The sequence below is a fragment of the Oceanisphaera sp. IT1-181 genome, assembly GCF_033807535.1.
Lineage (GTDB): Bacteria > Pseudomonadota > Gammaproteobacteria > Enterobacterales > Aeromonadaceae > Oceanimonas.
The window spans coordinates 220,612-230,000 of record NZ_CP136856.1 but is presented as its reverse complement, the minus strand read 5'-3'; the positions used below and the strand labels follow the sequence as shown (position 1 = coordinate 230,000).

Sequence of the window (9,389 nt, the reverse complement as noted above, 5' to 3'; positions counted from 1 at the left end):
AGAGCGTGACCGTATCTCAGGTCAGGGATGCGTATTCTACGCACTCCTCAGTGTTCGTCAAGTGTTTATTTCAAACTAATTTTTCGTTCTCTGCAAACCCTTGTGACCGTGAGCGGCTTGCTCCGTGTCAGTGGGGTGGAGTATAGAGATCTCAGCTTTTCACGCAAGGGCTTTTACACGATAAATGACACTTTGATGACTGACTGCTTAAACAACCAGCAAGCACACAAGATACCCACAGAGTTATGCACATTAAGCCGGTATGGTGTGAAGTGTTAGGGGTGAGGCGGAGACATAAACCAAGTACTGAGCGCCCTGCTTCTTAGCAATATTGAATGTTTAATTTAGAATTCATATTAAAAAGCCAAGAAAAAGTCGCACTGCTGGTGAGCTTGGTGCCTTAATCGCAGCTTCTTCACTATTCATGGCTCTCGTCGTTTCAGCTGCCACTTGCATATATAGGTAGATAGTTGTAGTCGGGACTATCAGCGTTTAGCTCGCGATAAACAGTAGCACCGGCCGAGCTATATCAGAGGAAGATTGTCAGGCTGAAGACTTAGCGTCTGTTTTGTTGCTCGTCTGGTTCTGCTGTTCTTCTTATACCTGAAGTGGATCTAGGATTAGCTTTAATACCTAAGTGCTAGATACAGGATTGAGTAGGTATAAGAAGCAAGGTCAGTGTTTTGCGCGATCAGAGATAATTAAGGTAGAAGATTTTTTGTTCTCAGCTAGGCGTAAAGGCGTGGTGTTGCGAGGTATGTTCTTAGAGTGAATGGCACATGACTTAAAGCTGTGTCTTATATAGAGGGGAATTGCTGGGGAGTAGACAAGAAAAAGCCGGGCGAGCCCGGCTTTTGATTCTTACTCTTCAGTAGCGTCTACTACTGATGCATTGATATCACGACCTACCAGCTCAATATAAGCCATAGGTGCGTTATCGCCTGCACGGAAACCACACTTCAGGATGCGGGTGTATCCACCCGGACGCTCCTGGTAGCGAGGTCCCAAATCGTTGAACAAAATACCAACTACTTCGCTGTCGCGAGTACGGGCAAATGCCAAACGACGGTTAGCTACTGTGTCGACTTTAGCCAATGTGATCAAAGGCTCAACAACACGACGTAGCTCTTTTGCCTTGGGCAGTGTCGTTTTAATAACTGCATGACGAACCAAGGAGCTAGCCATGTTGCGGAACATTGCCTGACGGTGGCTGCTGTTCCGGTTAAGTTGACGACCACTCTTACGATGGCGCATGAACTAATCCTTCCTAACTAAATCTGTAAAACCGTGACCCGGTTTATTCGTCAGCGATGCTAGCTGGCGGCCAATTCTCGAGGCGCATGCCCAGAGACAAGCCGCGTGACGCTAACACGTCTTTAATCTCAGTAAGAGATTTCTTACCTAAGTTAGGAGTCTTTAACAACTCAACTTCGGTACGCTGTACCAGATCACCAATGTAGTGGATCGCTTCAGCCTTCAGACAGTTCGCAGAGCGAACTGTCAGCTCTAGATCGTCGACAGGACGCAGCAGTATCGGATCGAACTCAGGCTTGTCTTCTTTCTCTTCTGGTTCGCTAACATCACGTAAATCAACGAAGGCTTCCAGTTGCTCAGCCATAATAGTGGCTGCACGACGGATAGCTTCTTCAGGATCTAACGTACCGTTAGTTTCCATGTCGATAACCAGCTTATCTAAATCGGTACGCTGTTCAACACGGGCCGCCTCAACATTATAGGCGATTCGAACCACCGGGCTATAAGCCGCATCCAGCAATAAACGACCAATTGGACGCTCATCGTCTTCAGTGTGCGCACGGGCAGAAGCAGGTACATAGCCTCGGCCGCGTTGCACTCTTAAACGCATGCTGATTTCGGCATCATTGCCTGTCAGATGACAGATAACGTGCTCTGGGTTAACAATCTCAACGTCATCACCATGGGTGATGTCGCCTGCAGTTACGGGACCTGCACCAGTTTTGGTCAAAGTAAGGCTGACTTCGTCCTTGCCTTCCAGCTTCACAGCAACTTCTTTCAAGTTAAGCAAGATTTCCAGGACATCTTCCTGAATACCTTCCTTGCTGCTGTACTCGTGCAGTACACCGTCGACTTCGACTTCAGTAATCGCACAACCCGGCATGGATGAGAGCAGAATACGACGTAGCGTATTACCCAACGTGTGACCAAAGCCACGCTCCAGCGGCTCGAGAGTCACCTTGGCATGAGTCGGGCTGATCTGTTCGATATCAACCAGACGCGGCTTAAGAAAATCTGTTACAGAACCCTGCATTGTGTCCTCTCTTTGAAGCTAGCTTTACTTAGAGTAAAGCTCGACGATCAGCTGTTCGTTGATTTCGGCAGATAGGTCGCTACGCTCAGGAAGACGCTTGTATACGCCTTGCATGTTAGTAACGTCAACTTCTACCCAAGTCGGCTTTTCGCGTTGACCGGAAACCTCAAGAGCGGCTTTGATCCGGGCTTGTTTCTTCGCCTTCTCGCGAATGCTGATAACATCCTCGGGAGAAACTTGGAACGAAGGAATGTTCACAACCTTACCGTTTACCAGGATCGCCTTGTGGCTGATCAACTGGCGTGATTCGGCACGTGTAGAGCCAAAACCAATGCGGTAAACAACGTTGTCTAAACGTCCTTCCAGCAGCTGCAACAGGTTTGCACCAGTATTGCCTTTCAAGCGAGCAGCTTCTTTATAATAGTTACGGAATTGCTTTTCCAGTACGCCATACATACGACGAACTTTCTGCTTTTCACGCAGCTGTACACCGTAGTCGGACAAACGGGCTTTACGCGCGCCGTGTTGACCAGGTGCAGTATCAATCTTACATTTTGACTCAATCGAGCGGACACCAGACTTTAAAAACAAGTCAGTACCTTCACGACGACTCAGTTTGAGTTTGGGACCCAAATATCTTGCCATGTTCTTTCTCCAACTATCCTACAAGAAGTGTTATACGCGACGCTTCTTCGGAGGACGACAACCGTTGTGCGGAATCGGAGTCACATCAGTGATATTGGTGATGCGGAAACCCGCAGCATTCAATGCACGAATAGATGACTCGCGGCCCGGACCCGGACCATTCACCATTACTTCTAGGTTTTTAACACCGTATTCTTTCGCAACTTCACCAGCGCGTTCTGCAGCTACTTGAGCAGCGAACGGAGTTGATTTGCGCGAACCACGGAAACCTGAACCACCAGCAGTTGCCCAAGAAAGAGCATTACCCTGACGATCAGTAATAGTTACTATGGTGTTGTTGAAAGATGCATGAACGTGGGCAATCCCATCGCTCACCTGCTTTTTGACGCGCTTACGCGTACTACGAGCTGGAGTTTTAGCCATGATCTACCTTCCCGTTATCTCTTGATCGGTTTACGAGGACCTTTGCGCGTACGCGCATTAGTCTTAGTGCGCTGACCACGAAGGGGTAGGCTGCGGCGATGACGCAAACCTCGGTAACAACCCAGGTCCATCAGACGCTTTATGTTCATGGAGATTTCGCGACGCAGATCACCTTCAACGATGAACTTTGCAACTTGCTCACGCAGGGTTTCTACCTGAGCTTCATCCAATTCTTTAATCTTCACATTCTCAGCGATACCGGCTGCAGCACAAATGGCTTGTGAGCGGGTAAGACCTATGCCATAAATCGCAGTTAAAGCAATAACTGCATGTTTATGGTCAGGAATGTTAATGCCAGCGATACGGGCCACTATGCACTCCTACAAAGTTATAAATATTTAGCCATTGCAAAGCCCGTCTAGGATACGCAACGACTGTACAGACACACCCTTAACAAGGGAGGCTGGCTACTTTAGCCAGCTCGCCTTTAAATTACAAGTTAAACCGTAACTTTTTAGCCTTGACGCTGTTTGTGTCTAGGCTCAGAGCAAAGAACACGTACTACGCCGTGGCGTTTAACGATTTTGCAGTTACGGCAAATTGCCTTAACGGAAGCGCGAACTTTCATTGCTTAACTCCGTAAATTACCGAATCTTAGCGGTTGTAACCTTTCAGATTCGCTTTTTTCATCACGTCGCCATACTGATGAGACATCATGTGGGTTTGCACCTGAGCCATGAAGTCCATGATGACGACCACAATAATTAACAGCGAAGTACCACCAAAGTAGAACTGGACGTTCCAAGCTGTCATCAGAAACTGTGGCACTAAACAGACGAAGGTAATGTACAGCGCACCAACCAAGGTTAGGCGAGTCATTATCTTATCGATATAGCGCGCGGTTTGCTCACCTGGGCGTATGCCTGGGATAAACGCACCACTCTTTTTCAAGTTATCTGCCGTCTCACGCGGGTTAAACACCAACGCGGTATAGAAGAAACAGAAAAAGATAATAGCAGTTGCATACAGTAGCACATACAGCGGCTGACCAGGTTGCAGGGCAAGAGAAACCTCTTGCAGTGCATTGGCGAACCACCCTTCTCCTTGGCCGAACCATGAGGCTACGGTACCTGGGAAAAGAATAATACTGGATGCGAAAATTGCCGGAATAACCCCCGCCATATTCACTTTCAAGGGCAGGTGTGTACTTTGTGCTGCAAAAACCTGACGGCCTTGTTGACGTTTGGCGTAGTTCACCACAATGCGGCGCTGGCCACGTTCAACAAATACCACAAAAAAGGTTACTGCAAACACAATCACGGCCAGTAGCAACAGCAACAATACGTGCAATTCCCCCTGACGCGCCTGCTCTGCCGTGGCACCAATAGCCGATGGCAGACCAGCAACAATACCCACGAAGATTATCAACGAGATACCATTGCCAATGCCTCGTTCGGTAACCTGTTCACCTAACCACATTAAGAACATGGTACCGGTGACCAAGCTCACTACAGCTGTGAAATAGAATGGCAGTCCTGCGTTAACCACAAGTCCTGGCATCATATTTGGTAAGCCGGTAGCGATACCGATGGCCTGGATGGTGCCGAGCACGAGCGTGCCATACCGGGTGTACTGACTGATCTTACGACGGCCAGATTCACCTTCCTTCTTTAGCTCAGCTAAAGCGGGGTGAACCACAGTCAGCAACTGGATAATAATGGACGCAGAAATATACGGCATTATACCCAGCGCCAGTATAGACGCTCGCTCCAGGGCGCCACCACTGAACATGTTAAACATTTCAATGATGGTGCCCTGTTGCTGTTTAAACAACTCGGCAAGTACGGCGGCGTCAATTCCAGGAATAGGCACATAGGAACCGGCGCGAAAGACAACAATCGCGATAAGAACGAAGAGTAAACGACTCTTCAATTCACCCAGCCCACCTTGTGCGCTTTTAGATTCTAATCCTGGTTTTTTGGCCATAGTACTTTTTATTCCTCGATTTTACCGCCGGCAGTCTCGATGGCTGCGCGTGCACCTTTGGTGACGCCCAGACCAACCACAGTCACTTCACGGTCAATGCTGCCAGACAGAACAACTTTGGCGAACTGGATATTCTTGGTAATCAAGCCAGCTTGCTTAAGGGTGTTCAAGTCAACAACGTTGCCTTCAACTTGAGCCAGTTCACTCAAACGGACTTCAGCAGTAACTAAACCTTTGCGCGAAGTAAAACCAAACTTCGGCAAACGCTGTTTCAATGGCATTTGACCGCCTTCAAAACCGTTACGAACCTTACCGCCAGAGCGAGATTTCTGACCTTTATGGCCACGACCAGCGGTTTTACCCATGCCTGAACCGATACCGCGACCTACGCGCTTAGCGCTTGGCTTTGAACCGGCAGCTGGGGATAGAGTATTCAAACGCATGCGATTACTCCTCAACCTTTACCATGTAGTAAACCTGGTTGATCATACCGCGTGTACAAGCTGTATCTTCCAGCTCAACGGTGTGACCAATACGACGCAGACCCAGGCCACGCAACGTTGCCTTATGCTTAGGCAAACGGCCGATTGAGCTGCGAGTCTGTGTAATTTTTACAGTCTTGTTAGCCATTGGCGCTTACCCCAGAATTTGGTCAACGCGCAGACCACGTTTCGCAGCGACTTGCTCTGGAGACTTCATTTTTTCCAGAGCGCCGATGGTAGCGCGGACTACGTTGTTTGGGTTGGTGGAACCGTACGTTTTAGCCAGTACGTTATGAATACCTGCAACTTCTAACACAGCGCGCATTGCACCGCCGGCAATAATACCGGTACCGTCAGAAGCAGGCATCATGAATACGTTTGAACCAGAGTGACGACCTTTTACCGGATGGAATAAGGTGCCCTTGTTCAGGCCAATTGTACGCATGTTACGACGAGCCTGTTCCATTGCTTTTTGAATCGCAGCTGGAACTTCACGAGCTTTACCGTAACCAAATCCGATACGACCGTTACCGTCGCCTACTACCGTCAGAGCGGTGAAGGAGAAGATACGACCACCTTTTACAACTTTTGAAACACGGTTAACTGCAATGAGCTTTTCTTGCAGATCGCCGGCTTGAGCTTCGATTTTTGCCATTTTCGACTCCACCTTTAGAACTGAAGACCAGCTTCACGTGCAGCGGTAGCTAATGCTGCTACGCGACCGTGATATTGGAAACCGGAACGGTCAAAAGCGACAACTTTAACGCCTTTTTCAAGAGCGCGTTCAGCGATAGCTTTACCGACAACTGCTGCGGCATCAATATTGCCGGTTGATTTCAACTGTTCACGCAATGCTTTTTCTACGGTAGACGCAGAAGCCAACACGGCGGTACTACCAGTTGCAATAACCTGGGCATAGATGTGACGCGGAGTACGGTGAACCACAAGGCGTGTCGCACCCAGTTCCAGCATCTTTGCACGTGCTTTTGTAGCACGGCGGATACGAGCTGATTTTTTGAGCATAGTGTTACCTTACTTCTTCTTAGCCTCTTTACTGCGCACCTGTTCGCCGAAATAGCGAACGCCTTTACCTTTGTAAGGCTCTGGCTTGCGGTACGCACGAATATTGGCAGCGACCTGACCGATCTGCTGTTTGTCGGCAGACTTGAGAACAATCTCAGTCTGAGTCGGACATTCAGCCGTCACGCCTTCAGGAAGCGCATGCTCAACCGGGTGAGAGAAACCCAGAGACAGTGCAATTGCATTGCCTTTCATCTGGGCACGATAGCCAACACCAACCAGCTGCAGCTTGCGCTCAAAGCCTTCGGTAACACCGACAACCATGTTATTGACCAAAGAACGGGCAGTACCCGCTTGGGCATTAGCGTTTGCCATGTTTTCACGTGGAGCAAACGTCAGCACGTTATCATTCTGGCTGATTTCAACGGCCGCATTAAGCGTACTAGTTAAAGTACCTTTGCTGCCCTTGATAGTAATTTCCTGACCCTTCAACGTCACTTCTACGCCAGCAGGGATGTCGATAGGTGCCTTAGCAATACGAGACATATCTACTCCTTAAGCTACGTAGCAGATGATTTCACCGCCCATACCGGCTTTACGCGCGGCACGGTCGGTCATTACACCTTTAGACGTGGAAATGATAGCAACACCCATACCTGCCATTACTTTTGGCAGTTCGTCGCGCTTCTTATAGATGCGCAGACTTGGGCGGCTAACGCGTTGGATCAATTCAACAACAGCTTCGCCTTCGAAGTACTTTAAAGTCACTTCCAGCTCAGGCTTGATGTCACCAACAACGTTAAAGTCAGCAATATAGCCTTCTTCTTTAAGTACTTGGGCAATTGCCGTTTTTACTTTAGAAGAGGGCATGGTCACAGCCACTTTATTGGCTGCCTGACCGTTGCGGATGCGGGTTAGCATATCCGCGATCGGATCTTGCATGCTCATAATCTATTACTCCCGTGTTCGCTTACCAAGAAGCCTTCTTCAGGCCTGGAATTTCACCCTTCATCATCAGCTCACGCACTTTAATGCGGCTCAGACCGAATTTACGCAGGAAACCATGCGGACGGCCTGTGATGTTGCAGCGGTTACGCTGACGAGAGGGACTTGCGTCACGGGGCAATTGCTGCAGTTTAAGCACTGCATCCCAACGGTCTTCTTCTGAAGTATGCACGTTAGAGATGGTATTTTTCAGTGCAAAACGCTTTGCTGAGAATTTTTCAGCTAGCTTTGCGCGCTTGACTTCGCGAGCTTTCATTGATTGCTTTGCCATAACCCTACACCTTACTTACGGAATGGGAAGTTAAAGGCTGCCAGTAAAGCATGGCCTTCGTCGTCTGACTTAGCAGAGGTAGTGATAGTAATGTCCATACCACGTACACGATCTACTTTGTCATAATCGATCTCTGGAAAGATGATTTGCTCTTTCACACCCATCGAGTAGTTACCACGACCGTCGAACGATTTAGCGTTCAGGCCACGGAAGTCACGAATTCGAGGAATGGAAATCGAAATCAAACGCTCCAAAAACTCCCACATACGCTCGCCGCGCAGTGTTACTTTACAACCAATTGGGTAGCCTTCACGTATTTTGAAGCCAGCAACGGATTTACGAGCAATGGTGATCAGTGGCTTTTGACCGGAAATGGCAGCCATATCGGCGGCAGCATTATCCAAGATCTTTTTATCAGCCAAAGCTTCACCCACACCCATGTTCAGGGTGATTTTCTCAATCCGAGGGACTTGCATGATAGACGTATACCCGAACTGACTCATCAGCTCTTTTACTACAGTTTCGTTGTAGTAACCATGCAGTTTCGCCATCGTATAAACTCCAATTACTTCACAAGTTCGCCGGTTGACTTGAAGAAACGAACTTTCTTCTCGTCTTCGAACCGGAAACCAACACGGTCAGCTTTGCCAGAGGCAGAGTTGAACAGCGCTACATTTGAAACGTCGAGAGGTGCTTCCTGCTCAATAATACCGCCAGCTTGGCCCAGTTGTGGGTTTGGCTTCTGGTGTTTCTTGTTCAGGTTAAGACCTGCGACTACTACTTTACCAGCTTCAACTAAAACTTTAGTGACCTTGCCACGTTTGCCTTTGTCTTTGCCGGTAAGAATGATGACTTCGTCATCGCGACGGATTTTAGCTGCCATCGTTGACTCCTTACAGTACTTCAGGTGCCAGTGAAACAATCTTCATGAACTTCTCATTGCGAAGTTCGCGCGTCACAGGCCCAAAAATACGAGTTCCGATCGGCTGTTGATTGCTATTTAAAATCACGGCCGCGTTGCGGTCGAAACGGATGACTGAGCCGTCCGGACGACGAACGCCTTTCCGAGTGCGTACGACCACCGCGTTCATTACATCACCTTTTTTTACTTTACCGCGAGGAATTGCTTCCTTAACAGTAACTTTGATGATGTCGCCGATTCCGGCGTAGCGGCGGTGCGAGCCACCCAGGACCTTAATACACATTACGCTACGCGCACCGGAGTTGTCGGCCACGTCCAGCATACTTTGCATTTGGATCATGTTAGTGC

17 protein-coding genes are annotated in these 9,389 nt (G+C 48.6%); all 17 read right to left on the bottom strand.

The features are described from left to right. Nucleotides 1–861 precede the first annotated feature (861 nt). Nucleotides 862–1,254 (bottom strand): 50S ribosomal protein L17, encoded by a 393-nt coding sequence (gene rplQ, locus R0134_RS01060; protein WP_087036490.1) that lies wholly within the window; start codon nt 1,252–1,254, stop codon nt 862–864. Between the two features lie 43 nt (nt 1,255–1,297). After that, complete coding sequence (locus R0134_RS01055; protein ID WP_319783074.1) at nt 1,298–2,287, bottom strand: DNA-directed RNA polymerase subunit alpha; 990 nt, start codon at nt 2,285–2,287, stop codon at nt 1,298–1,300. Between the two features lie 24 nt (nt 2,288–2,311). After that, nucleotides 2,312–2,932 (bottom strand): 30S ribosomal protein S4, encoded by a 621-nt coding sequence (rpsD, locus tag R0134_RS01050; protein WP_319783073.1) that lies wholly within the window; start codon nt 2,930–2,932, stop codon nt 2,312–2,314. Nucleotides 2,933–2,962: 30 nt separating this feature from the next. Continuing rightward, nucleotides 2,963–3,355, bottom strand: a complete 393-nt coding sequence (rpsK, locus tag R0134_RS01045; RefSeq protein ID WP_086964551.1) for a 30S ribosomal protein S11 — start codon at nt 3,353–3,355, stop codon at nt 2,963–2,965. A 14-nt stretch (nt 3,356–3,369) separates the two neighbouring features. Then, nucleotides 3,370–3,726, bottom strand: a complete 357-nt coding sequence (rpsM, locus tag R0134_RS01040; protein ID WP_087036484.1) for a 30S ribosomal protein S13 — start codon at nt 3,724–3,726, stop codon at nt 3,370–3,372. 143 nt (nt 3,727–3,869) lie between these two features. After that, complete coding sequence (gene rpmJ, locus R0134_RS01035; protein ID WP_208005714.1) at nt 3,870–3,983, bottom strand: 50S ribosomal protein L36; 114 nt, start codon at nt 3,981–3,983, stop codon at nt 3,870–3,872. Between the two features lie 26 nt (nt 3,984–4,009). Next, the gene (gene secY / locus R0134_RS01030; protein WP_087036482.1) at nt 4,010–5,341 is read right to left on the bottom strand and encodes a preprotein translocase subunit SecY; all 1,332 of its coding nucleotides are present in this window, start codon (nt 5,339–5,341) and stop codon (nt 4,010–4,012) included. An 8-nt stretch (nt 5,342–5,349) separates the two neighbouring features. After that, nucleotides 5,350–5,784 (bottom strand): 50S ribosomal protein L15, encoded by a 435-nt coding sequence (gene rplO, locus R0134_RS01025; RefSeq protein ID WP_087036480.1) that lies wholly within the window; start codon nt 5,782–5,784, stop codon nt 5,350–5,352. 4 nt (nt 5,785–5,788) lie between these two features. Next, nucleotides 5,789–5,971, bottom strand: a complete 183-nt coding sequence (gene rpmD, locus R0134_RS01020) for a 50S ribosomal protein L30 (protein WP_086964546.1) — start codon at nt 5,969–5,971, stop codon at nt 5,789–5,791. Between the two features lie 6 nt (nt 5,972–5,977). Further along, a complete protein-coding gene (gene rpsE, locus R0134_RS01015) occupies nt 5,978–6,478 on the bottom strand; it encodes a 30S ribosomal protein S5 (protein WP_319783072.1) in 501 nt (166 codons plus the stop codon). Between the two features lie 14 nt (nt 6,479–6,492). Beyond that, nucleotides 6,493–6,846 carry a 50S ribosomal protein L18 gene (gene rplR, locus R0134_RS01010; protein WP_319783071.1) on the bottom strand — a complete coding sequence of 118 codons (354 nt, stop codon included), beginning with the start codon at nt 6,844–6,846 and terminating at the stop codon, nt 6,493–6,495. A gap of 9 nt (nt 6,847–6,855) precedes the next feature. Next, on the bottom strand, nt 6,856–7,389 hold the full coding sequence (gene rplF, locus R0134_RS01005; RefSeq protein WP_319783070.1) for a 50S ribosomal protein L6: 534 nt from the start codon (nt 7,387–7,389) through the stop codon (nt 6,856–6,858). Nucleotides 7,390–7,398: 9 nt separating this feature from the next. Then, complete coding sequence (gene rpsH, locus R0134_RS01000; RefSeq protein ID WP_319783069.1) at nt 7,399–7,791, bottom strand: 30S ribosomal protein S8; 393 nt, start codon at nt 7,789–7,791, stop codon at nt 7,399–7,401. 22 nt (nt 7,792–7,813) lie between these two features. Next, nucleotides 7,814–8,119, bottom strand: a complete 306-nt coding sequence (rpsN, locus tag R0134_RS00995) for a 30S ribosomal protein S14 (RefSeq protein WP_319783068.1) — start codon at nt 8,117–8,119, stop codon at nt 7,814–7,816. An 11-nt stretch (nt 8,120–8,130) separates the two neighbouring features. Continuing rightward, complete coding sequence (rplE, locus tag R0134_RS00990) at nt 8,131–8,670, bottom strand: 50S ribosomal protein L5 (RefSeq protein WP_087036468.1); 540 nt, start codon at nt 8,668–8,670, stop codon at nt 8,131–8,133. A gap of 14 nt (nt 8,671–8,684) precedes the next feature. Then, complete coding sequence (rplX, locus tag R0134_RS00985; RefSeq protein ID WP_087036466.1) at nt 8,685–9,002, bottom strand: 50S ribosomal protein L24; 318 nt, start codon at nt 9,000–9,002, stop codon at nt 8,685–8,687. 10 nt (nt 9,003–9,012) lie between these two features. Continuing rightward, nucleotides 9,013–9,381, bottom strand: a complete 369-nt coding sequence (gene rplN / locus R0134_RS00980) for a 50S ribosomal protein L14 (RefSeq protein WP_087036464.1) — start codon at nt 9,379–9,381, stop codon at nt 9,013–9,015. Between the last annotated feature and the right edge of the window lie 8 nt (nt 9,382–9,389).

Excerpts from the sequence above, each read along its gene's own strand:
- rplE (WP_087036468.1), bottom strand. The coding sequence starts at position 8,670 with ATGGCGAAACTGCATGGTTACTACAACGAAACTGTAGTAAAAGAGCTG.
- rpmJ (WP_208005714.1), bottom strand. The coding sequence starts at position 3,983 with ATGAAAGTTCGCGCTTCCGTTAAGGCAATTTGCCGTAACTGCAAAATC.
- rplO (WP_087036480.1), bottom strand. The coding sequence starts at position 5,784 with ATGCGTTTGAATACTCTATCCCCAGCTGCCGGTTCAAAGCCAAGCGCT.
- rplQ (WP_087036490.1), bottom strand. The coding sequence starts at position 1,254 with ATGCGCCATCGTAAGAGTGGTCGTCAACTTAACCGGAACAGCAGCCAC.
- rplF (WP_319783070.1), bottom strand. The coding sequence starts at position 7,389 with ATGTCTCGTATTGCTAAGGCACCTATCGACATCCCTGCTGGCGTAGAA.
- rpsH (WP_319783069.1), bottom strand. The coding sequence starts at position 7,791 with ATGAGCATGCAAGATCCGATCGCGGATATGCTAACCCGCATCCGCAAC.
- rplX (WP_087036466.1), bottom strand. The coding sequence starts at position 9,002 with ATGGCAGCTAAAATCCGTCGCGATGACGAAGTCATCATTCTTACCGGC.
- rpsE (WP_319783072.1), bottom strand. The coding sequence starts at position 6,478 with ATGGCAAAAATCGAAGCTCAAGCCGGCGATCTGCAAGAAAAGCTCATT.
- rplN (WP_087036464.1), bottom strand. The coding sequence starts at position 9,381 with ATGATCCAAATGCAAAGTATGCTGGACGTGGCCGACAACTCCGGTGCG.
- rpsK (WP_086964551.1), bottom strand. The coding sequence starts at position 3,355 with ATGGCTAAAACTCCAGCTCGTAGTACGCGTAAGCGCGTCAAAAAGCAG.
- rplR (WP_319783071.1), bottom strand. The coding sequence starts at position 6,846 with ATGCTCAAAAAATCAGCTCGTATCCGCCGTGCTACAAAAGCACGTGCA.
- rpsD (WP_319783073.1), bottom strand. The coding sequence starts at position 2,932 with ATGGCAAGATATTTGGGTCCCAAACTCAAACTGAGTCGTCGTGAAGGT.
- rpsN (WP_319783068.1), bottom strand. The coding sequence starts at position 8,119 with ATGGCAAAGCAATCAATGAAAGCTCGCGAAGTCAAGCGCGCAAAGCTA.
- R0134_RS01055 (WP_319783074.1), bottom strand. The coding sequence starts at position 2,287 with ATGCAGGGTTCTGTAACAGATTTTCTTAAGCCGCGTCTGGTTGATATC.
- rpmD (WP_086964546.1), bottom strand. The coding sequence starts at position 5,971 with ATGGCTAACAAGACTGTAAAAATTACACAGACTCGCAGCTCAATCGGC.
- secY (WP_087036482.1), bottom strand. The coding sequence starts at position 5,341 with ATGGCCAAAAAACCAGGATTAGAATCTAAAAGCGCACAAGGTGGGCTG.